The 17,167-nt window shown below is 34.8% G+C and carries 11 protein-coding genes; 4 read left to right on the top strand and 7 right to left on the bottom strand.

Annotated elements, in window-relative coordinates:
* Window positions 1-559: 559 nt before the first annotated feature.
* From GKF99_RS08255 to GKF99_RS08235, 5 genes are all read right to left on the bottom strand, one after another.
* Window positions 560-2,020, bottom strand: a complete 1,461-nt coding sequence (locus tag GKF99_RS08255) for a flippase (protein WP_154273129.1) — start codon at window positions 2,018-2,020, stop codon at window positions 560-562.
* A 190-nt stretch (window positions 2,021-2,210) separates the two neighbouring features.
* Window positions 2,211-3,356 carry a double-cubane-cluster-containing anaerobic reductase gene (locus GKF99_RS08250; protein ID WP_154273128.1) on the bottom strand — a complete coding sequence of 382 codons (1,146 nt, stop codon included), beginning with the start codon at window positions 3,354-3,356 and terminating at the stop codon, window positions 2,211-2,213.
* Window positions 3,357-3,776: 420 nt separating this feature from the next.
* Window positions 3,777-5,210, bottom strand: coding sequence for a UDP-N-acetylmuramoyl-L-alanyl-D-glutamate--2,6-diaminopimelate ligase (locus GKF99_RS08245; RefSeq protein ID WP_154273127.1), 1,434 nt, complete (start codon window positions 5,208-5,210; stop codon window positions 3,777-3,779).
* A gap of 111 nt (window positions 5,211-5,321) precedes the next feature.
* Window positions 5,322-6,176: a beta-carotene 15,15'-monooxygenase gene (locus GKF99_RS08240; protein ID WP_154273126.1), complete on the bottom strand. Its 855-nt coding sequence runs from the start codon at window positions 6,174-6,176 to the stop codon at window positions 5,322-5,324.
* A gap of 12 nt (window positions 6,177-6,188) precedes the next feature.
* Window positions 6,189-7,049, bottom strand: coding sequence for a polyphosphate kinase 2 family protein (locus GKF99_RS08235; protein WP_154273125.1), 861 nt, complete (start codon window positions 7,047-7,049; stop codon window positions 6,189-6,191).
* Window positions 7,050-7,246: 197 nt separating this feature from the next.
* On the opposite strand from GKF99_RS08235, the gene GKF99_RS08230 reads away from it, so the two are divergent.
* Window positions 7,247-8,233, top strand: a complete 987-nt coding sequence (locus GKF99_RS08230) for an LLM class flavin-dependent oxidoreductase (RefSeq protein WP_154273124.1) — start codon at window positions 7,247-7,249, stop codon at window positions 8,231-8,233.
* A gap of 156 nt (window positions 8,234-8,389) precedes the next feature.
* Here the strand turns inward: GKF99_RS08230 and rbsK are convergent, their stop codons facing one another.
* Complete coding sequence (gene rbsK / locus GKF99_RS08225; RefSeq protein WP_154273123.1) at window positions 8,390-9,268, bottom strand: ribokinase; 879 nt, start codon at window positions 9,266-9,268, stop codon at window positions 8,390-8,392.
* Between the two features lie 153 nt (window positions 9,269-9,421).
* Window positions 9,422-13,774, bottom strand: coding sequence for a leucine-rich repeat protein (locus GKF99_RS08220; protein ID WP_154273122.1), 4,353 nt, complete (start codon window positions 13,772-13,774; stop codon window positions 9,422-9,424).
* Between the two features lie 265 nt (window positions 13,775-14,039).
* On the opposite strand from GKF99_RS08220, the gene GKF99_RS08215 reads away from it, so the two are divergent.
* The 3 genes from GKF99_RS08215 to GKF99_RS08205 all read left to right on the top strand — a co-directional run bounded on the left by GKF99_RS08215 (window position 14,040) and on the right by GKF99_RS08205 (window position 17,024).
* On the top strand, window positions 14,040-14,888 hold the full coding sequence (locus GKF99_RS08215; protein ID WP_154273121.1) for a hypothetical protein: 849 nt from the start codon (window positions 14,040-14,042) through the stop codon (window positions 14,886-14,888).
* 148 nt (window positions 14,889-15,036) lie between these two features.
* Entirely contained in the window at window positions 15,037-15,585 is a 549-nt protein-coding gene (locus GKF99_RS08210; RefSeq protein WP_154273120.1) for a hypothetical protein, read from the top strand.
* 44 nt (window positions 15,586-15,629) lie between these two features.
* Window positions 15,630-17,024 (top strand): cell wall-binding repeat-containing protein, encoded by a 1,395-nt coding sequence (locus tag GKF99_RS08205; protein WP_154273119.1) that lies wholly within the window; start codon window positions 15,630-15,632, stop codon window positions 17,022-17,024.
* Window positions 17,025-17,167 lie beyond the last annotated feature (143 nt).

Raw genomic sequence — 17,167 nt, 5'->3', positions numbered from 1 at the left:
TTAATTTTAAATTCTTTTGTGTATTTTGGCATACAAAAACCCCTCCATCCGTATTCCGGATTTTGGGGTTCAGGTCATTAATACTCAATTATTTTATTATACCATCATTACAAGAATTTTCTAGTAATAATATGAGGCTTTGACGTGCGAAACGAGTGATTCATTATCGAAGATTGCTTCACAACGCAGAAAACCAGTTTGCACGAACATCTAGACTACGAACGAAAAAAACTACAAAAACTCGTAAATCGCTCATCTGTCTACAAAAATTGAAAAATTCTAATCTCGAAATCCTAAAATTTGAAGCACGCTTCGCTTACACGGTCAAATTTTGGACGGATTTCTTCGATTGAATTTAAAACAATTTTTTCCGAATGATTCGCTCCTTTACGATGTTTTTGTCTTTTATAAATCTTAATTCTTAGCAAAACTGGTAATCTGCTTTTATTTCACTACATCACGATATTCGCTTATTTATCTACAAATTTAAAAAATTCTAAAACTACCTTTTTCCGCTCACCACACAATAAAAAAGAGCATCACGTGATGCTCTCATTATCTATTTTACTAATTTTTTAAGTGGTGTTTTCTTCAATGTTTCTATAAATACTTCATTTTTACCGAAGAACAAGATCAATGTGTAGCCTATGACGCTAATGAAGAATACTGCCAACAAGTTAAGCGTGTAGTGTGTGATAAATTTTGTGATTACAAACTTTGTCAAAAGTATCCACAAAGCTCCTGCTACTGCGTATTTCATTGTGTAGAATAATTTGTCCATTTCAAAGTAGAACTTCGCCTCTTTGAATTCAAATAAGCACACAAGAACTACTACTAATTCTGAAATCGCCGTAGTCACTGCTGCACCGTTTTGTTGCCAAAGTGGTATGAAAACTAGATTTAATCCTACATTTACGAACGCTGATATCGTCGTCGCTTTCAAGTTCAACGCTTCTTTTCCCAATGGAACGTTCATGCATGTTGTGATTACACCACCTGTTATTGCGAAAAATACTGACACTGCTAGAATTTGCAACGAAAGTGTCGCTGCAATGAATTTTTCTCCAGAGAGAATGTATACGATGTTTTTGGATAAAACTCCAAGTCCTGTGCACATTGGTATCATTAATAATAGCAAGAAACTTGAAATTTCTGTTAACAATTGTCTGAATTCTGTTTTATCATCTAATGTCGCTGCCTTGGAAAGCCTTGGAATTGTAACCATGTAAATAGCGCCTAGCATTTGCTTTACAACAGAATATACCTTCACACTTACTGCGTAAAGTCCTGTGTATATATCTCCAGAAATCCAGCCAAGCATTGTCATGTCTGCACTGACATAAACCAAAACTGCGATGCTGTTTGAAAAGAAAAGCATGATAGGCTTCAAGTGTCTTTTCAGATTTAGTTTGAGAGTTGGTTTCAAGTCCACATATCTTCTTACATGTAACATGTTTGAAATGCACACCAAACCATTTACGAAAACCGTAAGTCCAGCGTATTTTAAGTAATCGTCTTTGGTTTTTACTACGAAAAATAATAAAATTACACCAATAGTTTGAATTATAATACTTCTGATTGTAATGTACAAATAATCCTCGTGGATTGCGTTGACCCATTCAACTCCAAGCGTGGCGAAGATTATGCTCAAACTTTGAATGAAAACAAGCGTTGCATAGTCGTGCATTTTCACAGAAACTACGCAGAATATAGCTAAACAAATATAAGAAATCAACGTAGACAACAAGTTGATGGAGAAAACTTCCCTCGAAAATTGGTTGAGTTTCGTTCTGTTTTCTCTGTATTTGGAACCCTCTCTGACTGCGTAATTGGTAATTCCAAGTGATGCAATCAGCATAAATATTTTAATAATTGAATCTCCGTAACTTACCTTTCCCATATTTGCTACTTGCAAAATTCTCGTAGCGTAAGGAAAAGTTATCAACGGGTAGACAACGCTCAGCCCAACTTTGATTAAATTAAGCATTGCGTTTAATTTTAGTGATTTTTGCTTTGCCAAGTTTTTCCTCTCCTATGTGCAAAATTAATACTTACTATATTGTATCATACATATTCATACAGATTATTACAACATTTCAAAATTTACAACAAAAAAATAACCGCCGGCTCAGAATAATGGCGATTATTTTCTAGGTATAACCTATATGGACTTTTCTGTAAACTATTATACCATATTTTTCAAAAAAATGTTATAACATTTCAATAAAAGCTCCAATTCTTGTATTTAATTGTCCGATATCCGATTTTGAATAATCAGTTTCCACAGCAATATATGGAATATTTTTCTTATCGTTGCAGAATCTCTTAATTGACAAACCTTCAACTTGGTAAGGAGTGCAAGCTTGCAAATGCATGTCAATAACTCCGTCAACCTTGTATTCGTCGATTAATTTGTTCAACAATTTCAGTCTGTTTTCGTTTGGACTCACACAAGCGCAACCAATGTTCATGTATTTTCTAGCAATCGCATCAATCATATCTGGATTTTCTACATCGACATTTTCATCAATAGCCTTTGCACCGCCACAGTTTTCGTAACTAACCACAACTGCACCGTTGTTTTCGACAGCTTCGATAACTTTTTCTGTCGCACCGCCGATAGGACAACCAGTAATCAAAATTCTTGGTTTGCCACTAATGTGCTTGTGCTCATTCATAACCTTCGCTTTCAATTCTTCAAGCATTTGTGGAATTTGTTCCTTGTCGAAATCAAATTGCACACCATTTAAAACATGCCACAATTCTCCACCTGTGATTGGCAAATCATCAGCCTTCATTATAGAATAGAAATCTTTTACAGCAGATCTCTCCGCGTTTTTTACATCAATTGCATGTTTTAACTTTTCCTCAGTGATTTCAACACCGAATAAATCTTCGATAGTTTTAATCATCTTTCTGATTTCTTCTTTCCACAAAATAAGACCTTGTTCAGTGTTCTTATTTGGAAGCTCCATTACGTGAACAGGCTTGAATTCTCCCAAATATTCGTACATCTTTTTCTTACCATCGCAAGTAGTTTCTCCGACAACCAAATCAGAAAAATAGAAGAAAGGACACTTGTCAGTCAACGCAAAACCATAAGAAGACTTGATGAGTGGACATAAGTTTTTCGGCAAATCCCTCTCAGCATCTTGAATAGTTTCATCACTTGTAGCACACAAACTAACACAAGTAGCTCCAGCTGCAACAGCTAACTCTTGTGGAAAAAACGTACAAAAAATTCCTATAACAGGAATATCCTTATCCTTTATTTCTTTTACCTTCAAAAAAGCATTTTTACGACTATCTGCAAAATCGTTAAAAACCTCTGGTAATTCTTTCTTTAAATCTACCATCTAATCACCTCGTAACAAATAATATCATTTAAAATTAGATAATACAAAATGATAATCATTATTTATAGATTTTTTCTATAAATGACTTCTCTCGCCCTCTTTCATTGATGAATTTTCGGAATAAAGAAGGAATTGTCTTAGATAGCTTCAGAATACACAAAGCAGAAAACCAGTTTGCACGAATTTCCAGACTACGATACAGAAAACACAAAAACTCGTAAATCGCTCATCTGTCTACAAAAATTGCAATAAATTCAAGCGAAGTGAAACGTTAAAAAATCGCACTGTCTGAGCGTTAGCGAGTTTGCGATTTTAGGTTCACAAGCGATGAATTTATCAATTTTTGTAGTCTAGATATTCGTTCGTATCGGTGTCTATTTTTGCTTTTATTGAAGATATGTTCGTATTTTTACTACCTATTTATTTCTTCAATTCATCCAACACTTCGTTGACTGTTTCTTTTTCTGAATAAGGTGTCTTTTCGTTTCCTTTTAGTTTGATAAAGTTTTCTTGTCCTTTTCCCAAAAGTAACACAAAATCTCCATCATTTGCCATTTCTATCGCATGTTTGATTGCAGATTTCCTATCTTTTATTCTGACATATTCGCCGTTTTCTTCTTCAATTCCACTGATGATATCATCGGCGATGTTTTCGTAGGTGTCGAATTTCGGATCGTCTGTTGTGACAACCGAGAACACGTTATTTTCAGCGGAAATCTTTCCAACCTCGTGTCTGATTTCACGAGTTCTGTCGCCACTCATTCCATAAACTGCGATTTTACGTTTGTCGTTTGGAACAGATTTGTAGATATTTTCAAAAGCCTTTGGAGTGTGCGCAAAATCGATGACAATATTTATTCCCATGTCATTTTTCACGAATTCGAATCGCGCCTCAACGCCTGTAAAACTTTCCAATGATTTGGCGATATCTTTGAATTCATATCCCAATAAATTCACCGCAACAATCGAAGCCACAGCATTGTAAACATCAAACAGCGCAAATCTGTTGAGTACAAATTTCACGTTTTTAATTTCGAAATGCATCTTGCCATCAATTAATTCTACATTTTCTGCCTTGAAATCTGATTCGTTTTCCAGCGAGAATGTGTATGCGTCTTCAAATCTCGCCTTCGCTTTTCTTCCATATTCATCATCGACATTTGCGATTTTTTTCTTGGCATTTTCAAACAAAATCATCTTTGCATCGAAATAATTCTCCATATTTTTGTGAAAATCCATGTGCTCCATCGATAAATTGTTAAACACTGCCACATCGAAATCAATCCCGTCAAGTCTGTGCAAATACAATCCATGACTAGAACATTCCACAACAGCGTTGTCGATTTTTTTCTCCACAGAAAGCTTCAATATCTTGTTTATTTCGCAAATTTCAGGAGTCGTGTTTGGCGTTTCGTATTTTTTACCGCCGATAAAAGTTCCGTTGGTTCCAATGTTTGTGCATGGTGAGTTCAAATTTTCAAGAATGTGGCTAATCATAGAAGATGTCGTCGTCTTGCCATTTGTCCCAGTAACTCCAATCACACGAAGCTTCTTCGATGGAAAATCACACACCGCATTTGAAATTTGCGCAAGAGCAATTCTTGCATCTTTTACTTTGATGTAGTTTATGCCTTCATTTTCTGTGACATCTTCAGTAACCACAATTGTATTTGCTCCGTTTGCAATCGCCTTGTCAATGAATCGGTGTCCATCAAATTCCATCCCAGAAATCGCCACAAACACTCCGCCTTTTTCGATTTTTCTAGAATCATTCGTCACATTTGTAATCTCGCTGTCGTTGTTTTTCGTGTAATCTATATAATCAATTTTATCTAATATATCAGTCAAATTCATAATTTTCCCCTTTGGTTTTCATTTATATATTATTATATAACATCGGGCTACATATTTAAAAACAAAAAAACTGACCACCCAGCCTAGCTAAGTGATCAGCTACAAATTTTATTATTTCATAACAGATACTACGACTGCTATTGCACCGACTGCTATGATAAGTCCAAATACAAGACCTGCGACAATGCTTACGATCGCTGATTTTACGCCAACTGCAAGCATTCTTTCGTCAGAAATTCTGTCGTAGAATACTGATGAATAAAGCACAACTCCAACTACCATGCCTACAATTGAAGGAAGGACTGTTGTTGGAAGCACCATCATCAAAATATTAATCAACGCTTCAACTGCTACATACACTCCAAGTCTCGTATCCCTTTCAACAGGATTTGGAACTGGTGACATGTCTTTTTTAGTAAAGTGGAATATGATTCTGCACACTACAAAATAGAAAAGAACTGACACAGCCGAAATTATTATGGTGAAAGTTGTCACACTCAATCCAGATTTTGTGATTTGTTGCAATTGTTGTGCAGTTTCTGGGTGAAGCTTGTATTGCACAATTGATGCCACAAATGTGAACACTCCATACAACAAGAACAAAATTACGAATGCACCCTTTTTATTGAAATTTTCAATAAGTCCGTGAAGCAATGAGAAAACTTTTTGGCAAAAACCAGCATAACCCGAACTTTGTCTTTGAGTGTAGTCTTCAATGTGTTCTTCTTCATCGTCTTGACCCTCAAAGAAAAAACTGTCGTCTGTTTTTTCGTAATGATCTTGTTTCACATTAGAATAATTTTCTTCTTGTGAAGATTCGAAATAATTACTATTTCTATCGGAATAGCTATCCTTATCTTCGCTGTAACTTCCCTTTACTTCTTCTTTTTCGTTAAAATAATTGCCGTCTTTTGTGTATTCATTGTCGTCATTTTCAAAGCCTTTGTAATCTCTATCGTCTGACATATTCTCCTCCTATTATTTTTCGTTTTTCTCGTCTTGTTCCATCAAAACTTTCTTCCATTTTTCAAGTTGCGATTCCTCTTCTTTGGATAATTTCGGCGTGTGTGGATCCAATTGTTCGAACAAATCCAACATAACCTCGCTCACAACCAATCTAGTGTACCATTTGTTATCCGCAGGAACCACATACCATGGCGCATAATCTGTCGAAGTATGCTCCAACATATCCTCATATGCCCTGTGATAATCATCCCAGTTTTCTCTTTCCAAGATGTCGCTTGCTGCGAACTTCCAATGTTTTTCTTCCAAATTAATCCTGTCCAAAAGTCTCTCTTTTTGTTCGTCCTTGGAAACATGCAAGAAAAACTTCACAACCTTGATGCCATTATTGTCCAAATATTTTTCGAACGCATTGATATCTTCGAATCTTTTTTCCCAAAATTCGTCGTCGTTTTTCTTATTAACCAAATTGTGAACCCTGGTTACAAGAACATCCTCGTAGTGCGATCTGTTGAAAATCCCAACCTCTCCATACGCTGGAGTAGCCTTTGTAATTCTCCACAAATAATCGTGATCCAATTCTTCAGTTGAAGGTTGCTTGAAACTTGTAACCTTGCAGCCAGCAGGATTAAGTGCCGTAAACACTTTTTTCACCAAACTGTCCTTGCCAGCAGCATCCATCGCTTGAAGCACAACGAGAATTCCTCTAGTATTTTCTGCATATAATTTTTCTTGAAATTCAAACATCTTTTCCAAATTTTGTGGCAGAATTTCTTCCTTCACTTCTTTTTTTGAATAAGAATCGTCTTTTTCCGTGCTGAATTTTTCCAAATCAACTTTTTTGTTAGGTTTTACCCTGTATTTTTTAATATCCATAACTTACTTCCTTTTAATATCGTTATTATATATTTATCCAAATTGGGTAAAAATAAAACAATTTCATTCACTGAATTAATTATATCATTTGTTCAATTTTTCTTCAATAGTTTACTATCACATTAGTATTGTGTGAAATTTATTTGACAATCACAAGTTTATATAATAAATTCATACTAACGGAAAGGAGATAATTCATGAAAATATCAATATTAAATTTAATACCAAGATTTGTAGATGAAACAACAAAACAATCCATCGATCGTGGATTGGAACTTGCAAAATGGGCTGACGGACAAAAATTCGAAAGATATTGGGTTGCAGAACACCACAACTCCAAATCAATCTCATGCTCAGCAACAGATTTGATTATCGGATATATTTTAGAAAATACACACAGAATAAAAGTCGGAGCAGGCGGTGTAATGCTACCAAACCATACACCATTTCAAGTAGCAGAAAGATACGGAACGCTCGAAACATTGTATCCAGAAAGAGTTGATTTGGGAATTGGAAGAGCGCCAGGAACAGACATCGACACAGCGAAATTAATCTACAGAGACACTTACAAGGAAGATAATTTCAAAGAAGCCATCAGAACACTTTTAAGCTATTTTGAAGAGGAAGCAGAAAATTTCAAAGTGCGTCCATACCCTGGAGTTGGCACACACGTTCCAGTATATATTTTGGGAAGCTCCATGACATCAGCATACATCGCAGCACAATTGGGACTACCTTATTCATTCGCAGGACATTTTTCTCCAAACACAGTCGAAGTCGCACTCAAAATCTACCGAGAAGAATTCACACCATCAAAATATTTGGACAAACCATACGTCATGCTTGGGGTATCTGCAAACGCAGCTTACGAGAAAGACGCCGCAGAACACATCAAACAACAAGCAATCTCCATCTTCTTGCAAATCCAAAACAGAAACAACAGAGACGCATTCTTAAAAGCTGACCCTAACAACAGCCCCGAACTCACATCAATCGAAAAATTCATGATAAGAACAGCAAGAGGTCTTCGAATAGAAGGAGACGTGAATTCCGTAAAGGACCAATTCATGGAAATAAAACAAAAATACAACCCTGACGAAATCATCGCCGCATCCTACATTCCAGATTTCAAATTATTAAAAGAAAACTACGAAATCATACAAGATTTGGCGTTGAACGAATAATTTATTTCAAAAAAAATCACAAACTTTTTTTGAAATTATGATTTATCGAAATAACCTATAAGTAAAAAAGCAAACCATCACGCACTAATATCTGATATTCGTGTATGATTGGTTTGCTTTTATTATTTTATCGCTTTTTCGTAAAAACTTTAAATTTTACATAATCTCATCTATTGTTGGGATGGATTCTCCCGATCCTTTTCTGGTTACTGTCTTTGAAGATACTTTTGTGGCAAATTCCATCGCTTCTTTGATTGATTTTTTTTGATCGAGCATGACTGCCATCGCTCCGATGTAGCTGTCTCCTGCTGATGTAGTATCAACCGCATCTGCCTTGATGGCTTCTTGTTTGATGTGTTCTGTCTTTGTAAAATATTCAGAGCCATTTTCTCCTAATGTTATTATCACGGATCCTACGTTTTTCTCCAACAATTCATCTGCTGCTTCTTTCAAGTTTTTTTTGGTTGAATATCTCAAAATTTCATTTTCATTAGGCACGAACAAATCCACCTTGTCCAAAATATTTTCCACTTCGAACTCACTTGGAGCAGGGTTTAATATCACGAAAACTCCCTTTTCCTTCGCTTTTTTAATCGCATATTCGTTGACTTCTTGTGGGATTTCCATTTGCAAAATCAAAATATCACATTCATCCAAAAGCTCGATGTTGTCATCGATATCTTGAATTGAAATCGCATAATTTGCCCCATGATCCAAAACAATTTGGTTTTGACCAGTCTTGTCCACATTTATAAGCGCAGTTCCTGTATCGACATCCTTTTTGATGATGTTTGATGTATCCACGCCGTATTCGTGCATATTTTTAAAAATAAAATCCGCATCCATATCATTTCCCACGCACGCAAGAAACTTCACATCTCCGCCAAGTTTTTGGCAGGCAATCGCTTGGTTTGCTCCCTTGCCACCGACAGATCTGCTCTTTGAAAGTGACGAAATGGTTTCTCCTGGTTTTGGGAAATTTTCCAAATTATATGTAGTGTCTACATTCACGCTTCCTATAACTAAAATTGCCATAAATCTCTCCTCATTTCATAAAAACGCTCAAATTTTTCATAATAATCTATATTATATTATACAATACAAATCAATTTTTGTAATTCAAATAAAAAACAATGTGACTGGACTAAAATATCCAATCACATTGCTAATTTGTTCAAACTATTTGTATTATTCAATACTTTTTTGTCCACCTAGTATAACAGATTCTTTTATTTCGTTGTCTCTCAAGTATTGTTTTACTGAAACTGAGGCTTCACCCTTATCTATCAGCATTATTGGTGCTTGTTCTTTTTTTGATAGATATGGTGCTAGTAGCGCATCTGCGTATGCGTCTTTGTTTGCAAATATTACTTTGTCAGGAGTGCTATTGACAGTTTTTGCTATTTCAAGCGCTGTTTCTACTCTTGTTCTTCCTGCTAGTCTATTTGTTTTTATTCCGTTATTTTGTAGATTTGCTGTTATTGTTTCTGATACTTGAGTTTTTCCACCAATTATTGTAACTTTTTCTATTCCCCATTCTTTGATTGCTTTTTTAGTTGTTTCGTTTAATTGGTCTGATTGTGTTAATAATATTGGAATATTTAGTTTACTAGCAAGGCTTCCTGCTGTTAATGCGTCAATATTATTAAATCCATTTACAAGTATTATTTCTTTTTTGTTAGTTGAATTTGATCTGATTTGTTCACCTAGTTTTACTGCTGTTTCAAATCTATCAGCGCCTGCTATTCTTTGTTGTTTGATTCCTAGTTGTTGTAATTTGTTCAACGCTTCGTCACTGATTGAATCTGTTCCACCTGCGATTATTATTTTAGATGGATTAAGTCTTGTGATTTCTTGTAAAACTTCGTCCATTATCGAATCTTTTTCTACGAATAATGTTGGGGCGTTGATTCCTATTCCACGAGGAGATGCTGCTAGTGAATCTACCATTTTATTGCTTGATGTTAAGATTACCGTGTCTGCTTTTTTGAATAGTGTTTTGCTTAGTTCTACCGCTGTTAGTTGACGATTCCTTCCAGCTATTCTTGTTGGATTTGTTTTGTCAAATATTTCTTTTAGTGTGTCTGTGTCTTTGATGTCTTTTGCTGTTGGTTTTTCAGTAGTAGTTGTTGGGTTTGATGGATATGTTGGTGTTGTTGGTTGTGTTGAATCTTCTGGTTCTTTTGGTTCAACTGGTTTTTCTGGTTGCGTTGTATCTTTCTTTTCAACAACTACCGGAATTTCTACAATTCTCTTTGATCCATTTGCAAATATCAATTCCACTTTTGCTGTATATTTACCAGGTTTATTTGTATCGATTTTTGGTTCCGTTACATCTTTTACAGTTGCTTTTTCAGGTAAGTTTTTGATGTTATCTGTTACATCGATCTTTTCACCTTGTTTTACAACTTCTTTTTCGATGTCTTCTGCTTTTACTGCTGGAATTTCTTCAATTATTCCTGGTTTAAATTCGCCTTTGAAAATAACTTTTTGATTTTTCAATGATTTTTCATTGTTAAATCTCACATGTTCATAATTTTCAGTATACAAATTAACTACGACATGTTTTTTATCAGTTGATTCTGCATCTTTGAAAGCATCATCTGAAAGCTTCTTCAAGCTCTTTGGTAAGTTTGTTTCTTTAAGCAAACTAAATCTGAATGCAGAATCTCCGATTTCTTCGATTCCTTCTTCAAGAGTTAATTTCTTCAATCTCTTCCATTTAATATTGTGAGCGAAAGCTTGTCTTTCGATTTTTTTAACATTTCCAGGAATTGTCAATTCTTCAAGTTGATGTCCTGTAAATGCTCTATCCTTGATTTCTTCTACTGTTTTTGAAATAGTGAGTTGTTTTAATGGAGCTCCTTGGAAAGCCGATCCTTCAATAACTTTAACACCTTCTGGTATTACAAGTTTTTGAAGTTTGATGTTTCTGGAGAATGTTCCACCAGCAATTTTTTCCATATTTGGTGAAATTCTAAGTTCAGTAATTTGGTTCAAAGAGAATGCTCCTCCTTCGACTTTTGTTACTGAGTCTGGCAAGTAAACTTTTTCTAGTCTATTTCCATTGAATGCAGATCCGCCGATATATTCTAAAGTATCTGGCAATTCTACATTTTTGAAATTATTAACTCTAAATGCATAATTTTCGATTCTCTTAAGTTTCTTTGGCAATTCTAATGAAGTCATTCCATTAGCAGAACTTACAGTATCTGTACCGAATTTAACTCCTTCATCCTTAATTAAATCAAATGCAGATTCTGCAATAACTTCGATGTCCTTTCCATCTAAAGTAGTATCTGGTAGAACCAAATTTTTGTTGATTTTGAATTTAGTCTTACCACTTTTGCTAAATCCAGTAATAGCATTGTCCTTATAAGTGAAGTCTTCCTTCTTGTACAAAGCATTTTCATTGATAACCAATTTATCCAAAGCCTTATCCAAGTTTTCTTGTGCAGCCTTCACTTCATCAGCTGTTTTATTCAAATCAGCAAGAACTTCCTTTGCCTTGACAAGTTCTTCCTTCATAGAATTGAAGGATTCTTTTTCAAACATTTCTGGAATTAATTCTTCCGCTTTTTTAATGGAATCTCTGAGTTTTGATCTATCTGGAGCCGATTTCCTCAAATTACCTTCAGCTTCAATCAAATCATCAAGTGCTTTGTTCACTTGTTTTTGTGTTGATTTTTCATCTTTGAAGATAGCTTTTGCTTCTTCTAATACCTTATCAAATTCTACCAAGGCTTCTTTCTTGTAATCTTCTCTTACAATTGATTTAACAGCTTGTAGTTCTTTGAAAAGTTCACTTCTGTTTACATCTGTTACCAAAACCACTTTATGATGTTTGTTTTCTGGAATTATATACGTTGTAGATTTCAAATGATCTGGATTTCTTGTTTCAAGTCTTACAATACCTTTGTTTTCATATCCAGGATTGTCTTTGAAAACAAAATCTCTAAACTTAAATATAGAATAAGGAAGTTTCACAAGTGAAAGCTTGTTGTTTGCAAAACTATAGTTGTCTATTTGAATCATTTCTACATCATCAGAAATTTCAAGATTACTAATTTCATTGTTCATGAAAGATTCGCTGCCAGTTTTCCACACAGTGGATGGAATGGAAACTTCAGTAAGCTTATTGTTCTTAAATGCGTATGATTCAATAGATTTCAAACCTTCTTCAAATTTAACCTTAGTTAATCCTGAGTTTTGGAATGCAGAGTCTTTGATGATGAATTCTACATCAGATTTAGGGAAAATAACGCTATTAATCTTGATATCCTTGAACGAATTTTCCTTAATTCCTTCTACTTGCTTAACTTTTCCGTCAATAGTAACTTCCTTTGGAATAACCAAATCAGGATTCTTAGATAACTTAGCCTTCCCCTTTTCGGAAAAACCAGTAATTCCGAATCGGTAAGATTCTTCTTCCATCCTTCCCTTGTATTTGAATTGTCCATAAGTGAAATCTGAAGCAACAAATTTTGATTCATCTTCAGAAGGTTCTTCTGGTTGTCCTGCTTCTTCTTTAAAGCTTAGTTTTCCAACAACTTTAATTCTTCCTAGAATTTCGTCAATATCTCCCGCACTGTAACCTTCATCATTCAGATTTAGTGCAGATTTTACTTTTTCTTCATCATACAAGAATGAGTTTTCTAGTTTAACTACACCATTTGAATTAGTATCTACAGAATTCAATTTCCAATCTATTGGAAGCTCATACTTTTTACCTAATTCAGACATGTTTCTATAATCATTCTCAGCTATTAAAAGATTCAACAAAACTTTTTGTTTCAAAGTATTTGCCAATTCTTCCTTTGAAATTCCTTTTTGAACTTCTATAGTTCCAAAGTTAAGAGTAACTGGTTTTTCAGTTTTAAAAGCATTTGCTTTGATTAAAATTGGTCTTTCAAGTGGAATATCTACATTAGATTGTTCTGAACCAAAAGTGCCTCTGAGAATAGTTAGTTTTGTCTTGCCAGGTGCTATATTAAGTTTTACACTTTGTGAACTTGATTTAGTAATATTTCCAAAAGTGAATCTATCTAATAATTCTAAATTCGCCCCTAAAGTAAGCTCTCCTTCAAGCGCTTTGTCCCCCATAAAAATACTATGACCTATAGTTTTCAATGAATCTGGAAAATTAATTGTTTTAAGATTTTTATTAGCCATGAAAGCTTGATTATCAATTTTCTTAACTGTCGAAGGAAGCTTTATAGATGTGAACAAGTTGCCCATAAAAGCTTGTTCTCCTATTGTTTCAACACCTTCTGGAATAACAACTGAAGTAAGTTTCTTCCTTCCGAAAGCCCCTTTACCAATAGTTGTTACAGTTTTTCCATTGATTTTTTCTGGAATAACTACATCAGCTGCTGTACCCTTGTACTTTATAATAGTACCGGTACTTGTATCAAAATTGAAATCATTTTCTGCAGTAACTTCTTGTTTTTGTGGCACGTCACTTGCGTATATGTTTACAGGAGCAAATCCTATAACCATAGCAAAAATAAGTATCCACGAAACTATCCTTTTGTTTTTCATATTATCCTCCTTTTATTTTGATATGTTCTTGTGAACAGGATTTACTTTGTCTATTTTTCAATAAATCCTCACTTTTTTATATACCCTTTTGTAAATTATGTAAACTTTTCAAGCTGAATTATGCAGAAAATCCGGATAAAATTCCTTTTTTATTCAATTTTTGAAATATTTCGCATAAAAAACCCTTGATAAATCATTAAATTTATGAATGGATATTTTTCAAATGGGTATATTATTAAATAAGAAATATTAATAGGAGGAGACTATGGACGATAAGAAACAAGATTTTAAACAAAATCTCAAAAGTTATGTATCAGATGAAGAGATTGCTCATTCTGACAATTACTTCGAAGCAAAGCCTGTAGAAGATGTGGATGATGTGAATAATGTTTCAGATGCACCTCAGTCACAAGAATCTACAAAATCTACGGATGATGTATTTGAAGAAATCAACCAAAAATACACTCAAAAAGAAAGAAAAGAAGACAACGAAGAATACGAGAACTACAAGCAAAACGATTCACCAGATTGGTATTTGAAATGTGTAAAATTCATCAATCAATATTCCAAGAAAATCTACGATTTTTACGCATCGACAAAGCACGGAATTATTTATTCATTTTTAACATCAGGATTGATCGCTGCGTTGACTAGCGCTATGTGGGCTAGTGTTACAACAAAGGGCTCTCTTGGAGAATTGACGAAAGTTTTCCACACACCTACAATTTCAATTATTACTTTGATTACGGTGCCTCTAATCAACTACGTGATGACAAGATTAATCTACATGTTTACGAAAAGTTATATGAGACCAACTCCACCTGCTTGCACAAGAGATGTCAAGGGCGGTGTGTTCTCGATAATCAATGGTCTATTCATGTTTATACTTACGCCATTAGGATTTCTCGGTAGCATAATTGGTTGCTTCACAGGAATGTTGGCTTACTCTGCAACTTTCCTAGATTTATATTTGGAAAAGGACAGTTTCAAGGTTGGTTTGAAATCATTCATCGCACAAATCGTAATCAGAATTATCGTATTCATCTTGGAAATTCTATTGGTAACATTGATTGGATTACTAATCTACAATTCATTTTCAAATATGCTTAGATAAAATTTTACCCGATCCCTGTTGAGGTCGGGTTTTTGTGTGATCATTTCTTCGTTAATACAATCATTTCAAATTTTCTTGATTCGTTAACATTTATTGAATGCTTTGTTGTACTGGGTTATAATAAATGTATAAATTAAGAGGAGTTTTTATGGAAAAATTTTATGGTGAAGTGTTTTCACGTTTACAAAATCATATCAAAACAATAGAAAAGAAACAGGGAGCGTGGATGTTCACGTTGATTATTTCGGGAGTAATTAGTTTACTATCATTTATGTTGTGGATGAGGATTAGTCCTCCGAATTCATCGAAAGATTTCTTGAATTTGTCGCTTCCATTGTCGTATTTTTCGAAGACTGTCATGTCGCCTTTTTCATGTGTGTTGAGTTTTTGGGTTGCGACAAGTTTTTTGAAAAAAGATATGGCAGAAAAGATATCGAACTCAGAGTTTTTGGCGAAGGCTAGCGTGTACACTTTGGTTACAATTGTCTTGGCTTCTGTGTTTAACACGAGAATTCCAGTTGTTAGCGTGATTGTAAATGTCATATCGGGGTTTGTGTACAGCGTTGTGATGTACGACAAATTCAAACCCGAATTTTTGAACAAGTCGACGATTACGGCTGCAATTGTAAAGATTATCGTGAGTGCGATTGGTTTTCTGATGGGTACAACTTTGTTGTTTTTCATCATTTTGAATTAGTTTTAATTAGTTGTGATGTAGTTATGAATTAAAAGGAGTGTTTTATGAAAAAATTGGTGGCGTTGATGCTAGCTTGTATGTTGAGTTTGCCTGTGGTGAGCGTTGCAGACAAGGATAGCACAAATGATAGAATTTCTGAAAAGATAGAAGCTAGTGCAAATGATACCGCACACAAATCTGATGCGGATACAAATAGCAAAAAGACGGATGCAAAAGACAAACAAGCTGGTGCAAAGGATCAAAAATCTGATGCAAAAAATACGTCAAATAAAAAAGATTCTTCCGAGAAGAAAAAAAACGAGAAAAAACAAGACCAAATCACCACTAACGAAGATGGTGTGTTCAAAAATGTTATTCACCAAAGATTCCAAGGTGAAAACAGGGCGAAGACTGCAGTGAATGTGCAACGTCATTACTTTGCGAATACGAACAAGGTAATTCTTGTCAATGACAACGCATATCCCGATGCAATCAGTGCAACTAACGTGTCTATTGGCAAATACCCACTTTTGTACACTGGCAAAAATTCATTATCCATCGAGACCAAATCTGCGCTTGACAAGATGTTCTTGGATGAGATTTATCTAATGGGTGGCGTAAACACTATCAGCAAAAAAGTTGAGAATAGTTTGAAAAGAAATTTCCCACACGCAAAAATAACTAGAATTATGGGAAGTAATCGCTACGATACATCAGCTCAATCTGCGAGAACACGAGCAAAAACCACTAACTTGATATTTGCCGCAGGGACAAATTATGCAGATGCATTGTATGCAACAAGCCTTGCAGCGCACCAAAATGCACCGATACTACTTGTAAGTAATGATGGCATTAACCAATCTACTGCAAATTTCATCAAATCATTGAGAAATATCCACAACGTGACAATCGTCGGTGGAGAAATATCTGTAAATCAATCGGTGAAAAACCAAATCGAAGCCTTGACTAGAAAACCTGTCACAAGACTTTCTGGTGTGGACCGCTACGAATCTAGCGTTGAAGTCGCTAAGAGGGTTAACGCAAATCCAGCAGAAGTCATCACTACAAGCGGTGAAGTGTTCGCTGATGCACTCGTGTCATCGACAGTTGCACAAAAAATCAAAGCGCCAATCTTACTTGTGAAAAAAGACGTGCTACCACTTTCAGTCAGAGAATATTTGAAAAAAACCGACTCGATCTACAAATTGACTACAATCGGAGGATACAACACAGTTACCAAGAATAATTACTCTACACAAGTAATATTGATATCAGGGCTTGACATCGACAAACCACTTGTCGACAAACAAGGAAAAGGCATAATCAAAGCCTTCACAAAAGATTACAAGAAATACTACGTACTTCCAAACAACAAATACTACAGTGCAATCAAAGAATACGACAAATTGTTCGTTTACTTGAGAGATGCATTGGCAGAAGATTACAGACCATTGGAATAGCGTTAAAATTAAAAGAGGACATGTCCTCTTTTTTTGATGGATAATTTATCATAACAAGTGCAACATAAAATAACTCATAGCTAATCAGCTGTGTTAATATGTAAGTGACCAAACAAAACATATTAAAAGGAGCGATTAACTAT

The organism is Finegoldia sp. BIOML-A2 (genome assembly GCF_009678315.1).
In the GTDB taxonomy this organism is placed as follows: domain Bacteria; phylum Bacillota; class Clostridia; order Tissierellales; family Peptoniphilaceae; genus Finegoldia; species Finegoldia magna.
Note: the sequence above shows the minus strand (reverse complement) of the source record. Positions and strands in the feature narration are given on the sequence as shown.

Coding starts and splice junctions, on each gene's coding strand:
- GKF99_RS08250 (WP_154273128.1), bottom strand. CDS start 3,356: ATGGTAGATTTAAAGAAAGAATTACCAGAGGTTTTTAACGATTTTGCA.
- GKF99_RS08245 (WP_154273127.1), bottom strand. CDS start 5,210: ATGAATTTGACTGATATATTAGATAAAATTGATTATATAGATTACACG.
- GKF99_RS08240 (WP_154273126.1), bottom strand. CDS start 6,176: ATGTCAGACGATAGAGATTACAAAGGCTTTGAAAATGACGACAATGAA.
- GKF99_RS08235 (WP_154273125.1), bottom strand. CDS start 7,049: ATGGATATTAAAAAATACAGGGTAAAACCTAACAAAAAAGTTGATTTG.
- GKF99_RS08230 (WP_154273124.1), top strand. CDS start 7,247: ATGAAAATATCAATATTAAATTTAATACCAAGATTTGTAGATGAAACA.
- rbsK (WP_154273123.1), bottom strand. CDS start 9,268: ATGGCAATTTTAGTTATAGGAAGCGTGAATGTAGACACTACATATAAT.
- GKF99_RS08220 (WP_154273122.1), bottom strand. CDS start 13,774: ATGAAAAACAAAAGGATAGTTTCGTGGATACTTATTTTTGCTATGGTT.
- GKF99_RS08215 (WP_154273121.1), top strand. CDS start 14,040: ATGGACGATAAGAAACAAGATTTTAAACAAAATCTCAAAAGTTATGTA.
- GKF99_RS08210 (WP_154273120.1), top strand. CDS start 15,037: ATGGAAAAATTTTATGGTGAAGTGTTTTCACGTTTACAAAATCATATC.
- GKF99_RS08205 (WP_154273119.1), top strand. CDS start 15,630: ATGAAAAAATTGGTGGCGTTGATGCTAGCTTGTATGTTGAGTTTGCCT.